This is a genomic window from Pseudomonas sp. MM211 (assembly GCF_020386635.1).
GTDB lineage: Bacteria > Pseudomonadota > Gammaproteobacteria > Pseudomonadales > Pseudomonadaceae > Aquipseudomonas.
Genome location: NZ_CP081942.1, coordinates 3,797,062 through 3,815,978, shown reverse-complemented (window position 1 = coordinate 3,815,978; position 18,917 = coordinate 3,797,062). Strand labels below are relative to the sequence as shown.

The 18,917-nt window shown below is 59.9% G+C and carries 17 protein-coding genes; 10 read left to right on the top strand and 7 right to left on the bottom strand.

Annotation, left to right across the window (positions count from 1 at the left end; all coding sequences use genetic code 11):
* Positions 1–76: 76 nt before the first annotated feature.
* Positions 77–2,194 carry a putative bifunctional diguanylate cyclase/phosphodiesterase gene (locus K5Q02_RS17525; protein ID WP_225832630.1) on the top strand — a complete coding sequence of 706 codons (2,118 nt, stop codon included), beginning with the start codon at positions 77–79 and terminating at the stop codon, positions 2,192–2,194.
* Here the strand turns inward: K5Q02_RS17525 and K5Q02_RS17520 are convergent.
* The 7 genes from K5Q02_RS17520 to gltA all read right to left on the bottom strand — a co-directional run bounded on the left by K5Q02_RS17520 (position 2,183) and on the right by gltA (position 7,017).
* Positions 2,183–3,184: a glutathione S-transferase family protein gene (locus K5Q02_RS17520; protein ID WP_225832628.1), complete on the bottom strand. Its 1,002-nt coding sequence runs from the start codon at positions 3,182–3,184 to the stop codon at positions 2,183–2,185. The genes K5Q02_RS17525 and K5Q02_RS17520 overlap by 12 nt on opposite strands.
* A gap of 85 nt (positions 3,185–3,269) precedes the next feature.
* Positions 3,270–4,253 (bottom strand): glycosyl transferase family protein, encoded by a 984-nt coding sequence (locus tag K5Q02_RS17515; protein WP_225832626.1) that lies wholly within the window; start codon positions 4,251–4,253, stop codon positions 3,270–3,272.
* Positions 4,250–4,585, bottom strand: coding sequence for a TusE/DsrC/DsvC family sulfur relay protein (locus tag K5Q02_RS17510; RefSeq protein ID WP_225832624.1), 336 nt, complete (start codon positions 4,583–4,585; stop codon positions 4,250–4,252). The genes K5Q02_RS17515 and K5Q02_RS17510 overlap by 4 nt, the downstream gene beginning before the upstream one ends.
* Complete coding sequence (tusB, locus tag K5Q02_RS17505) at positions 4,582–4,881, bottom strand: sulfurtransferase complex subunit TusB (RefSeq protein WP_225832622.1); 300 nt, start codon at positions 4,879–4,881, stop codon at positions 4,582–4,584. The genes K5Q02_RS17510 and tusB overlap by 4 nt, the downstream gene beginning before the upstream one ends.
* Positions 4,881–5,234 carry a sulfurtransferase complex subunit TusC gene (tusC, locus tag K5Q02_RS17500; RefSeq protein WP_225832620.1) on the bottom strand — a complete coding sequence of 118 codons (354 nt, stop codon included), beginning with the start codon at positions 5,232–5,234 and terminating at the stop codon, positions 4,881–4,883. Before tusC ends, tusB begins: the two co-directional genes overlap by 1 nt.
* Position 5,235: 1 nt before the next feature.
* Positions 5,236–5,628 (bottom strand): sulfurtransferase complex subunit TusD, encoded by a 393-nt coding sequence (gene tusD / locus K5Q02_RS17495; RefSeq protein WP_225832618.1) that lies wholly within the window; start codon positions 5,626–5,628, stop codon positions 5,236–5,238.
* Positions 5,629–5,748: 120 nt separating this feature from the next.
* A complete protein-coding gene (gltA, locus tag K5Q02_RS17490; protein ID WP_225832616.1) occupies positions 5,749–7,017 on the bottom strand; it encodes a citrate synthase in 1,269 nt (422 codons plus the stop codon).
* 364 nt (positions 7,018–7,381) lie between these two features.
* Between gltA and sdhC the strand changes: the two genes are divergently transcribed.
* The 9 genes from sdhC (at position 7,382) to sucD (ending at position 18,780) form a co-directional block, all read left to right on the top strand.
* Positions 7,382–7,756 (top strand): succinate dehydrogenase, cytochrome b556 subunit, encoded by a 375-nt coding sequence (gene sdhC / locus K5Q02_RS17485; RefSeq protein ID WP_225832614.1) that lies wholly within the window; start codon positions 7,382–7,384, stop codon positions 7,754–7,756.
* Positions 7,750–8,118, top strand: coding sequence for a succinate dehydrogenase, hydrophobic membrane anchor protein (sdhD, locus tag K5Q02_RS17480; protein WP_225832612.1), 369 nt, complete (start codon positions 7,750–7,752; stop codon positions 8,116–8,118). The genes sdhC and sdhD overlap by 7 nt, the downstream gene beginning before the upstream one ends.
* Before the next feature lie 3 nt (positions 8,119–8,121).
* Positions 8,122–9,894 (top strand): succinate dehydrogenase flavoprotein subunit, encoded by a 1,773-nt coding sequence (gene sdhA, locus K5Q02_RS17475; protein WP_225832610.1) that lies wholly within the window; start codon positions 8,122–8,124, stop codon positions 9,892–9,894.
* Between the two features lie 11 nt (positions 9,895–9,905).
* On the top strand, positions 9,906–10,625 hold the full coding sequence (locus K5Q02_RS17470) for a succinate dehydrogenase iron-sulfur subunit (RefSeq protein ID WP_225832609.1): 720 nt from the start codon (positions 9,906–9,908) through the stop codon (positions 10,623–10,625).
* A gap of 249 nt (positions 10,626–10,874) precedes the next feature.
* On the top strand, positions 10,875–13,706 hold the full coding sequence (locus K5Q02_RS17465; RefSeq protein WP_225832607.1) for a 2-oxoglutarate dehydrogenase E1 component: 2,832 nt from the start codon (positions 10,875–10,877) through the stop codon (positions 13,704–13,706).
* Between the two features lie 72 nt (positions 13,707–13,778).
* Entirely contained in the window at positions 13,779–15,005 is a 1,227-nt protein-coding gene (gene odhB / locus K5Q02_RS17460) for a 2-oxoglutarate dehydrogenase complex dihydrolipoyllysine-residue succinyltransferase (protein WP_225832605.1), read from the top strand.
* A gap of 84 nt (positions 15,006–15,089) precedes the next feature.
* Positions 15,090–16,526 (top strand): dihydrolipoyl dehydrogenase, encoded by a 1,437-nt coding sequence (gene lpdA, locus K5Q02_RS17455; protein ID WP_225832603.1) that lies wholly within the window; start codon positions 15,090–15,092, stop codon positions 16,524–16,526.
* Between the two features lie 200 nt (positions 16,527–16,726).
* Positions 16,727–17,893, top strand: coding sequence for an ADP-forming succinate--CoA ligase subunit beta (sucC, locus tag K5Q02_RS17450; RefSeq protein WP_042553713.1), 1,167 nt, complete (start codon positions 16,727–16,729; stop codon positions 17,891–17,893).
* A complete protein-coding gene (sucD, locus tag K5Q02_RS17445; RefSeq protein WP_042553712.1) occupies positions 17,893–18,780 on the top strand; it encodes a succinate--CoA ligase subunit alpha in 888 nt (295 codons plus the stop codon). Before sucC ends, sucD begins: the two co-directional genes overlap by 1 nt.
* Positions 18,781–18,917: the final 137 nt, after the last annotated feature.

Genomic DNA, 18,917 nt, shown 5'->3' with positions numbered 1-18,917 from the left:
TCGGTGTCCGAGAGGTACTTATCCGGCTGCAGGTGACTTGTCGAGGACAATAGGCCGGTTTTTATCGAGAGTTGCGATGTTGACGGGTAGCTACGATCTTTCCCTGGTTTTCATTTCTCTGTGTGTAGCGATCCTCGCTTCCTACACTGCGCTCGATCTGGCCGGCCGCACCAGCACCGCCAAAGGCACTGCGGCAGCGCTCTGGATCGGCGGCGGCGCGCTGGCCATGGGCATCGGCATCTGGTCGATGCACTTCGTCGGCATGCTTGCCTTCAGCCTGCCCATCCCCCTGGGTTACGACCTCGCTATCACGCTGTTGTCGTTGGCTATCGCCATGCTCGCTTCGGGCTTCGCGCTGTGGCTGGTCAGTCAGCCGAGCATGCCGGTCTGGCACTGGCTGCTCGGCGCGCTGGTGATGGGCGCAGGCATAAGCGCCATGCACTACATCGGTATGCAGGCGCTGATGATGGAGCCGGGCATCGACTACGATCCGCTGCTGTTCGCGCTGTCTCTGCTGATTGCCGTTCTGGCATCCGCCGCAGCACTGTGGATCGCGTTCCGGTTGCGCCGGCAGACGCCTTACGTGCGTCTGGCGCGAGGCGGGGCAGCGGTGATCATGGGCTTCGCCATCGTCGGCATGCACTACACCGGCATGGCCGCCGCCAGTTTTCCCGCGGGCAGTTACTGTGGCGCAGCGAACAGCGGGCTGGACACCGGCTGGCTGGCCAGCCTGATCATCATCGTGACCCTGGCGGTGCTGGCGATCGCCTTGCTTACTTCGGTGCTGGACGCTCGCCTCGAGGCCCGTACGGCGACATTGAGCAGCTCCCTGGCCGAGGCCAATCAGGAGCTGACGATGTTGGCCCTGCACGACAACCTGACCCGTTTGCCCAATCGCCTGCTGCTGGAGGACCGCATCGATCAGAGCATGCGCAAGATTCAGCGAAATGGCGGGCATTTCGTGCTCATGTTCCTCGATCTTGACGGATTCAAGCCGGTCAATGACGCCTTTGGGCATCACGTCGGTGACCTGCTGCTGCGCGAGGTCGGCCAGCGCTTGCGCGAGAGCCTGCGGGCTCAGGACACCTTGGCGCGGGTAGGCGGCGACGAGTTCGTGTTGCTTGCCGAACTGAGCGAACGTGACGATGCGGCGACTATCGCCGGGCAGGTCGTTTCTCTGTTGGCCCAGCCATTCGTGGTGGGCGATCATGAGTTGCGGATATCGACCAGCGTAGGCATCGCCCTGTATCCAGGGGACGGCCTCGATCAGCAGGAGCTGCTGAGAAACGCCGATGCGGCCATGTACCACGCCAAGCGTGCAGGCAAGAACGATTACAGTTTTTTTGAAGCGTCGATGAACACCAATGCGCGCAACCAGTTGCAGTTGTTGCACGACCTGCGGGCAGCTTTGTCGCGAGATGAGTTCGTCCTGCACTACCAGCCCAAGTTCGACGCCAGTAACGGACAGCCGGTGGGCGCGGAAGCCTTGCTTCGCTGGCAGCATCCGGTGCGCGGCCTGTTACCGCCCGACTCTTTCATTGCGTTGGCCGAGCGTACCGGGCTGATCATCCCCATCGGTGAATGGGTGATCCGCCAGGCGTGCCAGCAGATGCAGCAGTGGTATGCCCTGGGCTACAGCCACTGGCGCATGGCAGTGAACCTGTCGGCTCTGCAGTTCTGCCACGCAGGGCTGGTGGAAAGCGTGGCCAGCGCCCTGGACGAGTATGCCTTGCCAGCCAACTGCCTGACGCTGGAAATCACTGAAAGCACCGCCATGAGCGATGCGGACGCCAGCATGCGGGTGTTGCAGCAACTCTCCGACATGGGCGTGGACATTTCCATCGACGACTTTGGTACGGGCTACTCCAGTCTGCTGTACCTCAAGCGCCTGCCCGCCAACGAGCTGAAAATCGACCGTGGCTTCGTCAGCGAGCTGGAGCGTGACAGCGATGATGCGGCGATCATTTCCGCCATCGTTGCTCTGGGCCAGGCGCTGAACCTGCGCATCGTCGCCGAAGGTGTGGAGACGGCCAGCCAGCAGGACTTTCTGACCAATCTGGGCTGCGATTCGCTGCAGGGTTTCCTGCTTGGTCGGCCAGCGCCGGCCGACCAGTTCATGGACGCAATCGATCAGGCCCAGGCAGATCGCTTGAGCGCGGTGGAGTTGATCGGCGACAAGGCCTCAGCTCCGTAACCAGATGCCTTTGCCGTCCAGGCGTTCGCGGTCGTGTGCGTCGTCCAGGTCGAGCGCGGGCCCTTTGGGCACGACACCGGTCGGGTTGATGGTCTGGTGGCTGGCGTAGTAGTGGTGCTGGATGTGCCACATATCAACGGTCGCCGCCACGCCTGGCCACTGGTAGAGCTCGCGCAGCCAGTTGCTCAGGTTCGGATAGTCGACGATACGCCGCAGGTTGCACTTGAAGTGGCCGTGGTACACGGCATCGAAGCGCACCAGGGTAGTGAACAGCCGCCAATCGGCTTCGGTCAGGTACTCGCCAGTCAGATAGCGCGCTTGCCCGAGGCGGGTTTCCAGCACTGACAGCTCGCTGAACAGCTCGTCGAAGGCCTCTTCATAAGCCGCCTGGGTGGTGGCGAAACCGGCGCGGTAGACACCATTGTTGACGCTTGGATAGATGCGCGCATTGAGCGCATCGATATCGGCGCGTAAAGCCTGCGGGTAGAAGTCCAGGTGATTGTCGGTCAGCCCGTCGAAGGCCGAGTTGAACATGCGGATGATCTCCGCCGACTCGTTGCTGACGATGCGCTGCTGCTGTTTGTCCCACACCAGTGGCACGGTAACCCGCCCGGTGTAATCAGGGTCGTCACTGGTATAGCGCTGGTACAGGAAGGCGAAATCATCCAGGGCGTCACCACTGGAGCCGTGTTCGTGATCGAACGTCCAGCCGTTTTCGCGCATCAACCAGCTCACTACCGACACGTCGATCAGCGCGTCGAGCCCCTTGAGGGTACGCAGGATCAGCGTGCGGTGAGCCCACGGACAAGCCAGGGATACATAGAGGTGATAGCGGCCAGCTTCGGCAGCGAAGCCACCTTCGCCTGTCGGGCCGGGCGCTCCATCGGCGGTGATCCAGTTGCGCCGTTGGGCATTTTCTCGCTTGAAGCGGCCACCGGCGCCGGTGTCATACCATTGGTCGTGCCATTGGCCTTCGATCAGCAAGCCCATATCTTTTACTCCCGGTCATCTAGTGGCTGGAGTCTACCCAGTCAGCTATCGACAGAAGATATAAAAACCGGGTTCAACGAATCGGCTAGCTCGATAGGTGGCGTGCCTGCCAGCGCCTGCGCGCATCCTCGAAGGCGTCTTCGCGGCTCATGCCCAGGCCGCGTAATGCCAGGGCCATGGTGGCGATGATCGCCAGCTGACCGTAGGCATCGTCGGCTTCACCCTGCCATACAGCGCGCAGGTGGGCCGAATCCAGGCGCTCGGGTTTGACATGCCGGCGCTCGGAGAGCATCGGCCAGTCCTCGTCCCAATTCACGCCGCCCTCGGTGCCGTACAAATGGCAGATAGCGTCCGGGTTGAGCTCGATCTCGCCGCCATCGCCCTTGACCACGATGGCGTGATCGCCCAGCAACTGGCTGGCCTCGCGGTGCACGGCCTGGTAGCCAGGATGGAAGATGCTCTGCAGGGCGCATCGCGCACCCAGCGGGTTGAGAATGCGTGCCAGGGAGTGGATCGGCGAGCGCAGACCGAGCACGTTGCGCAGGTCGATCATGCGCTGCAGGGCCGGCGCCCAATCGCCCAGGGGCATGAAGGCCAGGTTCTGTTGATTCAGGCTCAGCGCGACCTCATCCCAGTTATGGCACAGCGGTATCGCCAGTTCGCCAAGTAACTGCTCGCTGTACAGGCGCCCGGCCGTGTGTGCGCCGCCGCCATGCATGAAGATGCGCAGGCCGCTGTTGGCCAGGGCTTTGGCGGCCAGCAGGAACCAGGGCAAGTGGCGTTTCTTACCGGCGTAGGTGGGCCAGTCGAAGTCGACGGCGATGGCCGGTGCAGGCAGGCGGGCACGTACCGCTTCGGTGAAGCCCGCCATCTCCTCGGCGCTTTCCTCCTTGTGGCGCAAGAGCATGAGAAAGGCGCCAAGCTGGGTGTCTTCGACCTTGTCGTCGAGAATCATGCCCATGGCCTCACGGGCTTCCTCGCGGGTCAGGTTGCGCGCACCGCGCTTGCCCTTGCCGAGAATGCGCACGATAGGGGCGAAAGGGTGTTCGGCTGGGGTAATCAGGTTCATAGGCAATTCGTGGGCTTGGGCAGGCCCGCCAGTTTGGCGGCGAGTTTGGCAGGAGTGCCATTGAACAGGCGATTGAGGTGCAGGCTGTTGCCTTTATCCGCGCCCAGCTTGAGGGCGACGTACTTGATCAGCGGGCGATTGGCCGGTGACAGCTGGAACTCATCATAGAACGCGCGCAGCAGGGTGAGGATTTCCCAGTGCTCGTCGCTCATCTGCAGGGCTTCGCGCTCTGCCAGGGCCGCGGCGACCTCAGCGGACCAATCCTGCAGGTCGAGCAGGTAGCCGTCCTTGTCCAGTTCGATGGTGCGTTCGTTGACGATCAGCGTGCTCATAACCAGCTGTTGACCTTGTCGAAGCGTATGGCGAGGGCGACGAAGCCTGGATAGTCGATCTGCTGCAGGCCGCTGGCAGGCTGCAGGCCGCGAGCCTGGATGTCTTCTTCCATGGCGAACAGAGCAATCCCATCGCCCAGGGCGCTCAGTGATTCGGCGTGCAACGTGCCGGGCTGGCTTGCATAGGTGGCATCGCCACAAAGCAGCAGGCCGTCGCCGCTGCCCAGCAGGCGCAGGCAGCTGCTCAGGCGGTCATCGCTGAACGGGGAGCTGGATACAACGTGCAGGGTCGTCATCAGAGGGTGATCACTTGGTCGTAACGGTCGATGAGGTCGCGCAGTCCGGCGCTGTCCAGGCGTTCGACCTCCAGCGAAGTTTCACTCAGGCCACGTTGTTGCAAGCTGTAACTGCAAGCGTACAGCGATTCGACACCGAACATCGGCAGCGCCTGCAGATTGGCGGTCAGATCCTTCTGTTGCACGGCCTGGGATTTTTGCCCTGGGGCCAGCTGCAGTACGCCATCATCGAGAAACAGCAGGCAGATGGGTAGATCGAAGGCGCCGCCAGCCAGGGCGATATCCAGGGCCTCGCGGGCACCCGAACCCTGCCAAGGGGCCTGGCGGCTGATGATTAGCAATGAGCGGCTCACGTCAATCGCCTCCGAAACAGATCAGGCGGTCGGCCAGTTGCGCCGCCTCGTGCAATTGGCCCAGGCCAGAGAGCACCCAGGGCGCCGGCAGATTGGCCGCCTGGCGCTCGTAGCGGCGCGCTTCCTGCTCATCGAGTACGCCACGGCGCAGAGCAGCAGCGATGCATACCACTCCGTCGAGTTGCTGGGCGTCGATAAATTCCCGCCATTGGCGAGCGATGTCGGTTTCATCCTGGGGGCTGACGACGTTACCCGAGGCGCTGTGCACGCCATCGGCGTAGAAGAACAGGCGCACGATCTCATGGCCGCCTTGCAGCGCCGCTTCGGCAAAACGCAGGGCGCGACGGGAGGAGGGTGCCGAGGGTGGAGAAAACAGGGCAATGGCGAATTTCATGAGCGGCCCGGTTGTGGAAACAGGGCGCCATGATAAGGCCTGAGCGGCCGGGGTAGAAATGAAAAAGCCCATATCCGTAGATATGGGCTTTCATGTCACAGGCTGCTCAACGCAAGCGAATTACTTGATATCGCGCTTGGTCGGGCCGGTGTACAGCTGGCGCGGGCGGCCAATCTTGTACGGGCTGGAGAGCATTTCTTTCCAGTGCGAGATCCAGCCGACGGTACGCGCCAGGGCGAAGATCACGGTGAACATGCTGGTCGGAATGCCGATGGCCTTGAGGATGATGCCCGAGTAGAAGTCGACGTTCGGGTACAGGTTACGTTCCTTGAAGTAAGGATCGTTACGGGCAATTTCGTCGAGCTTCATCGCCAGTTCCAGCTGCGGGTCATTGATACCCAGCTCGGCCAGTACTTCGTCGCAGGTCTGCTTCATGACCTGAGCGCGTGGATCGAAGTTCTTGTAGACGCGGTGCCCGAAGCCCATGAGCTTGAACGGGTCGTCCTTGTCCTTGGCCTTGGCGATGAACTTGTCGATGTTCGATACATCACCGATCTCGTCCAGCATGGCCAGAACGGCTTCGTTGGCGCCGCCGTGAGCCGGGCCCCAAAGCGCAGCGATACCAGCAGCGATACAGGCGAACGGGTTGGCACCCGAGGAGCCTGCCAGGCGCACGGTGGAGGTGGAGGCGTTCTGTTCGTGATCGGCGTGCAGGATGAAAATCTTGTCCATCGCCTTGGCCAGCACGGGGCTGATCGGCTTGGTTTCGCACGGCGTGTTGAACATCATGTGCAGGAAGTTTTCCGCGTAGCTCAGGTCGTTACGCGGGTACATCATCGGCTCGCCTTTGGAGTACTTGTACACCATGGCTGCGATGGTCGGCATCTTGGCAACCAGTCGCATCGCGGAAATGTCGCGGTGCTGCGGGTTCTTGATGTCCAGGGAGTCATGATAGAAGGCGGAGAGGGCGCCAACTACGCCACACATGACGGCCATCGGGTGGGCGTCACGACGAAAACCGTTGAAGAAGGTCTTCAGTTGTTCGTGAACCATGGTGTGGTTCTTGATGGTGCTGACGAAAGCAGCTTTCTGCTCTTCGTTGGGCAGCTCGCCATTGAGCAGCAGGTAGCAGGTATCCAGGTAGTCGGCTTTCTCGGCAAGTTGCTCGATTGGGTAGCCGCGGTGCAGCAGGATGCCTTTGTCACCATCAATATAGGTGATCTTCGACTCGCACGAGGCGGTCGACATAAAGCCGGGGTCGAAGGTGAAGTTGCCCGTGGCGGTCAGGCCCCGCACGTCGATCACATCTGGGCCAACGGTGCCGGATAAAACGGGCAGGTCGACGGGGGCTGCGCCCTCGATGATCAACTGCGCTTTTTTGTCAGCCATGTTTGGCCTCCTAGTTATGCTTGGAATCATCAGTCGGCCCCCCACGCAGGGCCCGCACCACTATAGTGTTATGAATCTGAAAGTCAATTTGCGAAAACCCAGGCAATAGAAGGGTTTGAGTGCACTACCTGCGACAAAAGGGCGCGGCCTTTTACGCCAATTTTGAGGTTGACGCAATCGGTAGAAGGTCGAGGTGTCCGCGTTGTCATTAGTGACCTAACTGTCTATACTCTGCGCCCGACTGCCAAGGGCCTTACAGCCCGGATTCTGGTAGTTGTCACTTCTTGGGTGATGGGTACCTGACCAGTGCGCTTCCCGACAACTCAGCCCTGATAGCTGGGGCTCTCAGTGTGATAATAAAGCCGTGAATAGCCAACGACCTGTAAACTTAGACCTTCGGACGATAAAGCTCCCAGTCACCGCTTACACGTCCATTCTTCACCGTATATCCGGCGTGATCCTTTTCTTCGGCATTGCCGTGCTGCTGTTCGGGCTCGACAAATCGCTGTCATCGGAAGAGGGCTTCGCCCAGGTGAAAGAATGCTTGACCAGCCCGCTGGCCAAGTTCGTGATCTGGGGACTGCTGTCCGCTTTGCTGTACCACCTGGTGGCCGGTGTGCGCCACTTGATCATGGATGCTGGAGTCGGTGAGACGCTGGAAGGCGGCAAGCTGGGTTCCAAAATCGTACTCGTCGTATCGACGATCGTGATCGTGCTGCTGGGGGTGTGGATATGGTAACTAATGTCACTAATTTCTCACGTTCGGGCCTCTATGATTGGATGGCGCAACGTGTTTCTGCGGTCGTTCTTGCGGCTTATGTCCTGTTTCTGTTGGGCTACATCCTCCTGAATCCAGGTATGGGCTACGCCGAATGGCATGGTCTTTTCTCCAATAGTGCAATGCGCATTTTCAGCATGCTGACGCTTGTCGCGCTGGGTATTCACGCCTGGGTTGGCATGTGGACGATTTCCACTGACTACCTGACGCAAACCGCGCTGGGTAAGTGGGCAACCGTTGTGCGTTTTCTGTTCCAGGCCACGTGTGGCATCGCCATGTTCGTGTTTTTCGTCTGGGGCGTGCAGATTCTTTGGGGTTTCTGATTCATGACTAGCATCCGTACTCTTTCCTATGACGCCATCATCGTTGGTGGTGGTGGTGCCGGCATGCGCGCTGCATTGCAGCTGGCGCAGGGCGGCCACAAGACTGCTGTGGTCACCAAGGTCTTCCCGACCCGTTCCCACACTGTATCTGCTCAGGGCGGCATCACCTGTGCCATTGCATCGAACGATCCGAACGATGACTGGCGTTGGCACATGTACGACACCGTCAAAGGCTCCGACTATATCGGTGACCAGGACGCGATCGAGTACATGTGTTCCGTAGGCCCTGAAGCTGTATTCGAACTCGAGCACATGGGGCTGCCGTTCTCCCGTACCGAGCAGGGCCGCATCTATCAGCGTCCGTTCGGTGGCCAGTCCAAAGGCCCGGATAACCCGACTCAGGCTGCCCGTACCTGCGCTGCTGCCGACCGTACCGGTCACGCACTGCTGCACACCCTGTATCAGGCCAACCTGAAAGCCGGCACTTCGTTCCTCAACGAGTGGTACGCGGTCGATCTGGTCAAGAACCAGGACGGCGCCGTAGTTGGCGTCATCGCCATCTGCATCGAAACCGGTGAAACCGTTTACATCCGCTCCAAGGCCGTGGTTCTGGCCACTGGCGGTGCTGGCCGTATCTACGCTTCCACCACCAACGCTCTGATCAACACCGGTGACGGTGTAGGCATGGCGCTGCGTGCAGGCGTGCCGGTGCAGGACATCGAAATGTGGCAGTTCCACCCGACCGGTATCGCCGGCGCCGGTGTACTGGTTACCGAAGGCTGCCGTGGTGAAGGTGGTTACCTGATCAACGCCCATGGCGAGCGTTTCATGGAGCGTTATGCGCCCAACGCCAAGGGCCTCGCAGGTCGTGACGTAGTGGCCCGTTCCATGGTCAAGGAAGTCATCGCCGGTAACGGCTGTGGCCCTGACAAGGATCACGTACTGCTGAAGCTCGATCACCTCGGTGAGGAAGTACTGCACAGCCGTCTGCCAGGCATCTGCGAACTGTCCAAGACCTTCGCACACGTTGACCCGGTCGTTGCGCCTGTTCCGGTCATTCCGACCTGCCACTACATGATGGGCGGCGTTGCCACCAACATTCATGGTCAGGCGATCACCCAGGACGCCAACGGCGTCGACCGCATCATCGACGGTCTGTTCGCCGTGGGCGAAGTGGCTTGCGTATCGGTGCACGGCGCCAACCGCTTGGGCGGCAACTCGCTGCTCGACCTGGTGGTATTCGGCCGCGCCGCTGGCCTGCACCTGGAAAAAGCGCTGAAAGAAGGCGTGGAAGTCCGTGGTGCCAGCGAGACTGATATCGAGCTGTCGCTCAAGCGTCTGTCTGGTGTCAACGAGCGCAGCGCGGGCGAAGAAGTCGCACCGCTGCGTAAAGAGCTGCAGCAGTGCATGCAGAACTACTTCGGCGTATTCCGTACCGGCGAATACATGAAGAAGGGCATCACTCAGTTGGCCGATCTGCGCGAGCGCATCGCCAACGTCAAGATCTCCGACAAGAGCCAGGCCTTCAACACCGCGCGTATCGAAGCGCTGGAGCTGCAGAACCTGCTGGAAGTCGCCGAAGCCACTGCTATCGCCGCCGATACCCGTACCGAGTCCCGCGGCGCACACGCCCGTGAAGACTACGAGGATCGTGACGACACCAACTGGTTGTGCCACAGCCTGTACTTCCCAGGTGAGAAGCGCGTGACCAAGCGTGACGTGAACTTCTCGCCGAAGACGGTCCCGGCGTTTGAACCCAAAGTTCGTACTTATTAAGGGTGGCTACCATGTCTCTTGGCAAAAGCTTGAAAGTCAGCGTTTATCGCTACAACCCAGAAGCGGACAAAGCGCCCTTCATGCAGGAATTCGACGTCGAGATCGACGGCAAGGACCTGATGGTGCTCGACGTGCTGGCCTTGATCAAGGAACAGGACGAAGGCTTCTCCTACCGTCGTTCCTGCCGTGAAGGCGTATGCGGTTCTGATGGCATGAACATCAGCGGCAAGAACGGTCTGGCCTGCGTTACGCCGATCTCCAGCGTGGTCAAAGGCAATAAGCTGGTGATCCGTCCGCTGCCCGGCCTGCCGGTCATTCGTGACCTGGTGGTCGATATGAGCATCTTCTACAAGCAGTACGAGAAGGTGCAGCCGTTCCTGCAGAACGATACGCCGGCGCCTGCTATCGAGCGCCTGCAGACGCCGCAAGAGCGCGAGAAGCTGGATGGTCTGTACGAGTGCATCCTGTGCGCTTGCTGTTCGACCAGCTGCCCGTCGTTCTGGTGGAACCCGGATAAATTCCTGGGCCCAGCCGCGCTGTTGCAAGCTTATCGCTTTCTGGCTGACAGCCGTGATACCAAGACCGCGGAACGATTGGCGTCTTTGGATGATCCATTCAGTGTGTTCCGCTGCCGCGGCATCATGAACTGCGTGAACGTATGCCCCAAAGGGTTGAACCCGACCAAGGCAATCGGTCACGTTCGTAACATGCTGCTGCAGAGCGGTACCTGATTCACTGTTCTTTAGCTTGACCCGTAACGCCTGCCGCACCGACTTCATGTCGGTGCTGCAGTATCGCCAGGGCGTCGGTCTAGCCGCCGACGTACCTAAATGACAAATATGACGACCAGCAGGGGCATTCGGGCTGGTGCCCGGACTATCTGCGGGATTCTTGGTGGCTTTTTCGAGTCGCTGTTCCATGACTTCGAAAGCCAGTCGGTGTCCTCGCCGGTGGTGTCCCCTTACCGAGGGTGACCAAGCATGCAAGAAAGCGTGATGCAGCGCATGTGGGACAGTGCCCACCTATCCGGTGGTAACGCTGCCTACGTGGAAGAGCTCTATGAGCTCTACCTGCACGATCCCAACGCCGTGCCGGATGAGTGGCGCACTTATTTCGATAAGTTGCCGTCTGAAGGCAGTACCGCCAATGACGTATCGCACTCTACGATTCGTGATCATTTCGTGTTGCTGGCCAAAAACCAGCGTCGTGCTCAGCCAGCATCAGCTGGAACGGTGAGCAGCGAACACGAGAAGAAGCAGGTCGAAGTGTTGCGGTTGATTCAGGCATTCCGCATGCGTGGCCACCAGGCGGCTCAGCTCGATCCGCTTGGGCTGTGGCAGCGTTCTGTTCCTGCTGATCTGTCGATCAGCCATTACAGCCTTACCGACGCGGATCTGGACACCACCTTCCGCACGGGTGGTCTGGCAATCGGCAAAGAAGAAGCTACTTTGCGGGAAATCCGCGATGCTTTGCAGCAGACATATTGTCGCACCATCGGCTCCGAGTTCACCCACATCACCGATTCCGAGCAGCGCAGCTGGTTCCAGCAGCGTCTGGAAAGCGTACGTGGTCGTCCTCAGATCTCCGCCGAGGCACAAAGTCATCTGCTCGAGCGCCTGACTGCCGCTGAAGGTCTGGAAAAATATCTGGGCACCAAATACCCAGGTACCAAGCGCTTTGGTCTGGAAGGTGGCGAGAGCCTGATCCCGCTGCTCGATGAAATCATCCAGCGCAGCGGTTCCTACGGCACCAAGGAAATCGTCATCGGCATGGCCCACCGTGGCCGTCTGAACGTCTTGGTCAACACCTTCGGCAAGAACCCGCGCGACCTGTTCGACGAGTTCGAAGGCAAGAAGGTCGAAGGCCTGAGCTCCGGTGACGTCAAGTATCACCAGGGTTTCTCCTCGAACGTGATGACTTCGGGTGGCGAAGTGCACCTGGCGTTGGCGTTCAACCCGTCTCACCTGGAGATCGTTTCTCCGGTGGTCGAAGGTTCGGTGCGTGCTCGTCAGGATCGTCGCAGCGACGTGGTGGGCGACAAGGTTCTGCCGATTTCCCTCCACGGTGACGCGGCATTCGCCGGTCAGGGCGTGGTCATGGAAACCTTCCAGATGTCGCAGACCCGTGCTTACAAGACGGGCGGCACCATCCACATCGTCATCAACAACCAAGTTGGCTTCACCACCAACCGTGCTGACGATGCGCGCTCTACCGAGTACTCCACCGACGTTGCCAAGATGATCCAGGCGCCGATCTTCCATGTGAATGGCGATGATCCGGAAGCCGTGTTGTTCGTCACCCAATTGGCTGTCGACTACCGTATGCAGTACAAGCGTGACGTGGTCATCGACCTGGTCTGCTACCGCCGCCGTGGTCACAACGAGGCCGACGAGCCAAGTGGTACTCAGCCGCTGATGTATCAGCAGATCGCCAAGCAGCGCACTACGCGTGAGCTGTATGCCGAAGCGCTGACCAATGCCGGTCGCCTATCGGCAGAAGCCGTGCAAGCGCCGGTCGACGAGTACCGCACTGCACTGGACAACGGTCAGCACGTGGTCAAGAGCCTGGTCAAGGAGCCGAACAAGGAATTGTTCGTCGATTGGCGCCCATACCTGGGTCATGCCTGGACTGCGCGTCACGACACCCGCTTCGATCTGAAGACCCTGCAGGATCTGTCCAGCAAACTGCTGGAAACCCCGGACGGCTTCGTCGTTCAGCGTCAGGTCGGCAAGATCTACGAAGATCGCGCCAAGATGGGCGCAGGCGGCTTGCCGCTGAATTGGGGTTACGCTGAGACCATGGCGTACGCGACCCTGCTCGTCGAAGGCCATCCGATCCGCATCACCGGTCAGGACGTGGGCCGTGGCACCTTCTCGCACCGCCACGCGCAACTGCACAACCAGAAGGATGGCAGCGCCTACCTTCCCCTGCAGAACCTGTACGAAGGTCAGCCGCGTTTCGACCTGTACGACTCCTTCCTGTCGGAAGAAGCGGTACTGGCATTCGAATACGGCTACGCCACCACCACGCCGAACGCGCTGGTGATCTGGGAAGCTCAGTTCGGCGATTTCGCCAACGGCGCTCAGGTGGTGTTCGATCAGTTCATTTCCAGCGGCGAAACCAAGTGGGGCCGTCTGTGCGGTCTGACCATGTTGCTGCCGCACGGTTATGAAGGGCAGGGGCCGGAGCACTCCTCGGCACGCCTGGAGCGTTACCTGCAGCTGTGCGCTGAGCACAACATCCAGGTTGCCGTTCCGACCACGCCGGCGCAGATCTACCACCTGCTGCGTCGTCAGGTCATTCGCCCGCTGCGCAAGCCGCTGGTCGTGCTGACGCCGAAGTCGCTGCTGCGCCACAAGCTGGCCGTGTCGACCCTGGAAGATCTGGCCGAAGGTTCGTTCCAGACCGTTATCCCGGAAATCGATGCAGTCGATCCGAAAAAGGTCGAGCGTCTGGTGCTGTGCAGCGGCAAGGTCTACTACGACCTGCTGGAGAAGCGCCGTGCCGAAGGCCGCGAAGATATCGCCATCGTGCGTCTCGAGCAGCTCTATCCGTTCCCGGAAGACGACCTGGCCGAAGTTCTTGCTCCGTACAAGAATCTCAAGCACATCGTCTGGTGTCAGGAAGAGCCGATGAACCAGGGCGCCTGGTATTGCAGCCAGCACCACATGCGTCGTGCTGCCACGGCACACAAGAAAGCCTTGGTGCTCGAGTATGCTGGTCGTGATGCCTCGGCTGCTCCGGCTTGTGGTTACGCTTCGATGCACGCCGAACAGCAGGAAAAACTGCTGCAGGATGCCTTCACCGTTTAATGCCATCGCGAAGGAGGTAGCTCAATTGGGGGCTACCTCTTCGAACAAACCGAATTTAAGGAACAGAACACAATGGCTATCGAGATCAAAGCCCCTACATTTCCCGAATCGGTCGCCGACGGCACCGTGGCAACCTGGCACAAGAAGCCGGGTGAAGCGGTCAAGCGTGATGAGCTGATCGTCGACATCGAAACCGACAAGGTTGTGATCGAAGTACTGGCCGAGGCCGATGGTGTTATTGCTGAAATCGTCAAGAACGAAGGCGACACCGTACTGAGCAACGAAGTACTGGGCAAACTGACCGAAGGCGGCGCTGCCGCTCCGGCTGCTGCACCTGCACAAGCCGCTGCTGCTCCGGCTCAGGCCGCTGCACCTGCCGCCGCTGGCGACGACCAGATCCTGTCGCCTGCCGCTCGCAAGCTGGCTGAAGAAAATGGCATCGACCCGAACAGCATCAGCGGTTCCGGCAAAGGCGGTCGCGTCACCAAGGAAGACGTGGTTGCCGCTGTCGAAGCCAAGAAGAACGCGCCGGCTGCCGCTCCTGCTGCCAAGCCCGCTGCAGCTGCCGCTGCTCCGGTTGTCGCAGCTGCTGGCGACCGCACCGAGAAGCGCGTACCGATGACTCGTGTACGTGCCACCGTTGCTCGCCGTCTGGTCGAAGCTCAGTCGAACATGGCCATGCTGACCACGTTCAACGAAGTCGACATGTCCGAGATCATGGCGCTGCGTTCGCGTTACAAGGATCAGTTCGAGAAAGCCCACAACGGCACTCGTCTGGGCTTCATGTCCTTCTTCGTCAAGGCTGCTACCGAGGCGCTGAAGCGTCTGCCGGCAGTCAACGCCTCGATCGATGGCAACGACATCGTTTACCATGGCTACCAGGATATCGGCGTAGCCGTTTCCAGTGACCGTGGTCTGGTCGTGCCGGTACTGCGTAACGCTGAACTGATGGGCCTGGCCGACATCGAAGCCGGTATCGCTGCTTACGGCAAGAAAGCCCGTGACGGCAAACTGTCCATCGAAGAGATGACTGGCGGTACCTTCACCATCACCAACGGCGGCACCTTCGGCTCGATGATGTCGACGCCGATCGTCAACCCGCCGCAGGCTGCGATCCTTGGTATGCACAACATCATCCAGCGCCCGGTTGCCGTTAACGGCCAAGTGGTGATTCGCCCGATGATGTACCTGGCACTGTCCTACGATCACCGCCTGATCGACGGCAAAGAAGCCGTGACTTTCCTGGTGACCATCAAGAACCTGCTGGAAGACCCAGCTCGTCTGCTGCTGGACATCTAAACGTAGCTGCAGGTTGCAGATGACGAGCCTTACAGGGCACGTGTCTGCGCCTGAGCTCGAAGCTTGAAGCTAAAAGGAATATTTATGAGCCAGAAATTCGACGTGGTAGTGATCGGTGCCGGCCCTGGGGGCTACGTAGCCGCTATCAAGGCTGCCCAGCTCGGTCTGAAAACCGCATGCATCGAGAAGTACCAGGACAAGGACGGCAAGATTGCCCTCGGTGGTACCTGCCTGAATGTCGGCTGCATTCCTTCCAAAGCGCTGCTGGACAGCTCCTGGAAATACCACGAAGCCCATGAAGGTTTCGCCATCCACGGTATCGCGGCCAAAAGCGTGACCATCGACGTGCCAGCCATGGTGGGTCGCAAGAACAGTATTATCAAAAACCTGACCGGTGGCGTAGCTGGCCTGTTCAAGGCCAACGGTGTAACGCTGCTGGAAGGCCACGGTAAACTGCTGGCTGGCAAGAAAGTCGAAGTTACCGACAAGGACGGCAAGACCTCCGTTGTCGAAGCCGAGAACGTGATCCTGGCATCCGGCTCGCGCCCGATCGACATCCCGCCGGCCCCGGTCGACCAAGACGTCATCGTCGACTCCACCGGCGCGCTGGAATTCCAATCGGTACCGAAGAGACTGGGCGTCATCGGCGCCGGCGTCATCGGTCTGGAGCTGGGTTCGGTGTGGGCCCGTCTGGGCGCTGAAGTGACCGTACTCGAAGCGCTGGACAAGTTCCTGCCTGCCGCTGACGAAGCGGTTGCCAAGGAAGCGCTGAAGACCCTGACCAAGCAGGGCCTGCAGATCAAACTGGGCGCTCGCGTGACCGGTTCTGAAGTCAAGAAGAAGCAAGTCACCGTCAATTACACCGATTCCGAAGGCGAGCAGAAGATCGTTTTCGACAAGCTGATCGTTGCCGTTGGCCGTCGTCCTGTTACCACCGATCTGTTGGCTTCCGATAGCGGCGTTGATCTGGACGAGCGTGGCTACATCTTCGTCGATGACCAGTGCACCACCAGCGTTCCTGGCGTATACGCCATCGGTGACGTCGTGCGCGGCGCGATGCTCGCTCACAAGGCCTCGGAAGAGGGCGTGATGGTTGCCGAGCGTATCGCCGGTCACAAGGCGCAAATGAACTACGACCTGATCCCATCGGTCATCTATACCCACCCGGAAATTGCATGGGTTGGTAAAACCGAGCAGCAACTGAAGAGTGAAGGCGTTGCAGTCAACGTCGGTACCTTCCCGTTCGCAGCCAGCGGCCGTGCCATGGCAGCCAACGACACCGGCGGTTTCGTCAAGGTGATCGCCGATGCCAACACCGACCGCGTACTGGGTGTACACGTGATCGGCCCGAGCGCCGCAGAGCTGGTGCAGCAAGGCGCTATCGGTATGGAATTCGGTACCAGCGCTGAAGACCTGGGCATGATGGTCTTCTCGCACCCGACCCTGTCCGAAGCTCTGCACGAAGCAGCGCTCGCAGTAAACGGTGGCGCGATTCACATCGCCAACCGCAAAAAACGCTAAGAAGTCGTTCGTCTGGTGCCGGCCTACGGGTCGGCGTCGTGCAGACGATTTTTCGCGAAGCAGAACCACGGTGCATTGCCCGCGCAGGGCTCAGGCCCATGCGCGGAATGTGCGCCGGACTGCCTTGAGGCAGTCACAGGTGGTGCGGCACGTAAGTGCAGCACCGATGCGCAATACCTAAACGAAAACGGTAGACAAGCATGAATCTTCACGAGTATCAGGGTAAGCAGCTGTTCGCTGAATACGGCCTGCCCGTATCCAAGGGCTTCGCCGTAGACACCCCGGAAGCAGCAGCAGAAGCCTGCGAAAAAATCGGTGGTACCGAGTGGGTCGTCAAGGCTCAGGTACACGCTGGTGGCCGCGGTAAAGCGGGCGGTGTGAAACTGGTCAAGAGCAAGGAAGACGCCAAGGCTTTCGCCGCCAACTGGCTGGGCAAGCGTCTGGTGACCTATCAGACTGACGCCAATGGTCAGCCTGTCACCAAGATCCTGGTCGAGTCCTGCACCGATATCGCCAAGGAACTGTACCTGGGCGCGGTAGTTGATCGCTCCAGCCGTCGTATCGTGTTCATGGCTTCCACCGAAGGTGGCGTGGACATCGAGAAGATCGCTCACGAAACTCCTGAGAAGATCCTCAAGGCCACTATCGATCCGCTGGTCGGCGCTCAGCCGTTCCAGGGTCGCGAGCTGGCATTCCAGCTGGGCCTGGAAGGCAAGCAAGTCGCTCAGTTCGCCAAGATCTTCGTAGGTCTGGCCAAGCTGTTCAAGGATCACGACCTGGCTCTGCTGGAAGTGAACCCGCTGGTCATCAAGGCCGACGGCGACCTGCACTGCCTGGACGCGAAGATCAACATCGACGCTAACGCCATGTACCGTCAGCCGAAGCTGAAGACCTTCCACGACCCGTCGCAAGACGACGCTCGTGAAGCTCATGCTGCCAAGTTCGAACTGAACTACGTTGCTCTCGAAGGCAACATCGGCTGCATGGTCAACGGTGCTGGCCTGGCCATGGGTACCATGGACATCGTCAACCTGCACGGCGGCAAGCCAGCCAACTTCCTCGACGTAGGTGGCGGCGCAACCAAAGAGCGCGTTACCGAAGCCTTCAAGATCATCCTGTCCGACAGCAACGTTGCTGCCGTTCTGGTGAACATCTTTGGCGGTATCGTTCGTTGCGACATGATTGCCGAAGGCATCATCGGTGCAGTGAAGGAAGTCGGCGTCAAGGTTCCGGTTGTCGTCCGTCTGGAAGGCAACAACGCTGAACTGGGTGCCAAAGTCCTGGCCGAAAGCGGCCTGAACATCATCGCGGCAACCAGCCTGACCGACGCTGCTCAGCAAGTCGTCAAAGCTGCGGAGGGCAAGTAATGAGCGTCCTGATCAATAAAGACACCAAGGTTATCTGCCAGGGTTTCACTGGTTCGCAAGGTACCTTCCACTCCGAACAAGCCATCGCCTACGGCACCAAGATGGTTGGCGGCGTGACCCCAGGTAAAGGCGGTACTACCCACCTGAACCTGCCAGTGTTCAACACTGTGAAAGAAGCTGTAGAAGCTACCGGCGCTGACGCTTCGGTCATCTACGTTCCGGCTCCTTTCTGCAAAGATTCGATCCTGGAAGCTGCTTTCGGCGGCATCAAGCTGATCGTCTGCATCACCGAAGGCATTCCTACCCTGGACATGCTTGATGCCAAGGTCACCTGCGACGAGCTGGGCGTTACCCTGATCGGCCCTAACTGCCCAGGCGTAATCACTCCGGGCGAGTGCAAGATCGGCATCATGCCAGGTCACATCCATCTGCCAGGCAAAGTAGGCATCGTGTCGCGTTCCGGCACCCTGACCTATGAAGCCGTCAAGCAGACCACCGACGCCGGCTTCGGCCAGTCCACTTGCGTGGGCATCGGTGGTGACCCGATCCCGGGCTCCAACTTCATCGACATCCTGAAGCTGTTCCAGGAAGACCCCAAGACCGAAGCGATCGTCATGATCGGCGAGATCGGTGGTTCGGCTGAAGAAGAAGCGGCTGCCTACATCAAGGCCAACGTCACCAAGCCTGTAGTTTCCTACATCGCTGGTGTGACCGCTCCTCCCGGCAAGCGTATGGGCCATGCTGGCGCCATCATTTCCGGCGGCAAAGGCACTGCAGACGAGAAGTTCGCTGCACTGCAGGACGCTGGTGTGAAAACCGTGCGTTCCCTGGCTGACATCGGCAAGGCCCTGGCCGAGCTGACCGGTTGGGAAGTGAAGAAGGCGTAAGCCATCTGATCTGATCAAAGAAGGCCACCCTCGGGTGGCCTTCTTTTTTTGCCTGAAAAAAGTTGTTCAGGCGACAGCCGCTTACAGCCAATGGTCAGGTGGGCTGGCACGGGCAGGCCGGTTGCGGCAAAATCGTT

What these genes read in the sequence shown, in the direction of transcription:
- tusD (WP_225832618.1), bottom strand. Translation starts at nt 5,628, where the DNA reads ATGAAATTCGCCATTGCCCTGTTTTCTCCACCCTCGGCACCCTCCTCC.
- odhB (WP_225832605.1), top strand. Translation starts at nt 13,779, where the DNA reads ATGGCTATCGAGATCAAAGCCCCTACATTTCCCGAATCGGTCGCCGAC.
- K5Q02_RS17470 (WP_225832609.1), top strand. Translation starts at nt 9,906, where the DNA reads ATGTCTCTTGGCAAAAGCTTGAAAGTCAGCGTTTATCGCTACAACCCA.
- lpdA (WP_225832603.1), top strand. Translation starts at nt 15,090, where the DNA reads ATGAGCCAGAAATTCGACGTGGTAGTGATCGGTGCCGGCCCTGGGGGC.
- K5Q02_RS17520 (WP_225832628.1), bottom strand. Translation starts at nt 3,184, where the DNA reads ATGGGCTTGCTGATCGAAGGCCAATGGCACGACCAATGGTATGACACC.
- sucD (WP_042553712.1), top strand. Translation starts at nt 17,893, where the DNA reads ATGAGCGTCCTGATCAATAAAGACACCAAGGTTATCTGCCAGGGTTTC.
- gltA (WP_225832616.1), bottom strand. Translation starts at nt 7,017, where the DNA reads ATGGCTGACAAAAAAGCGCAGTTGATCATCGAGGGCGCAGCCCCCGTC.
- K5Q02_RS17515 (WP_225832626.1), bottom strand. Translation starts at nt 4,253, where the DNA reads ATGAACCTGATTACCCCAGCCGAACACCCTTTCGCCCCTATCGTGCGC.
- K5Q02_RS17525 (WP_225832630.1), top strand. Translation starts at nt 77, where the DNA reads ATGTTGACGGGTAGCTACGATCTTTCCCTGGTTTTCATTTCTCTGTGT.
- K5Q02_RS17465 (WP_225832607.1), top strand. Translation starts at nt 10,875, where the DNA reads ATGCAAGAAAGCGTGATGCAGCGCATGTGGGACAGTGCCCACCTATCC.
- sdhA (WP_225832610.1), top strand. Translation starts at nt 8,122, where the DNA reads ATGACTAGCATCCGTACTCTTTCCTATGACGCCATCATCGTTGGTGGT.
- sdhD (WP_225832612.1), top strand. Translation starts at nt 7,750, where the DNA reads ATGGTAACTAATGTCACTAATTTCTCACGTTCGGGCCTCTATGATTGG.
- K5Q02_RS17510 (WP_225832624.1), bottom strand. Translation starts at nt 4,585, where the DNA reads ATGAGCACGCTGATCGTCAACGAACGCACCATCGAACTGGACAAGGAC.
- tusB (WP_225832622.1), bottom strand. Translation starts at nt 4,881, where the DNA reads ATGACGACCCTGCACGTTGTATCCAGCTCCCCGTTCAGCGATGACCGC.
- sucC (WP_042553713.1), top strand. Translation starts at nt 16,727, where the DNA reads ATGAATCTTCACGAGTATCAGGGTAAGCAGCTGTTCGCTGAATACGGC.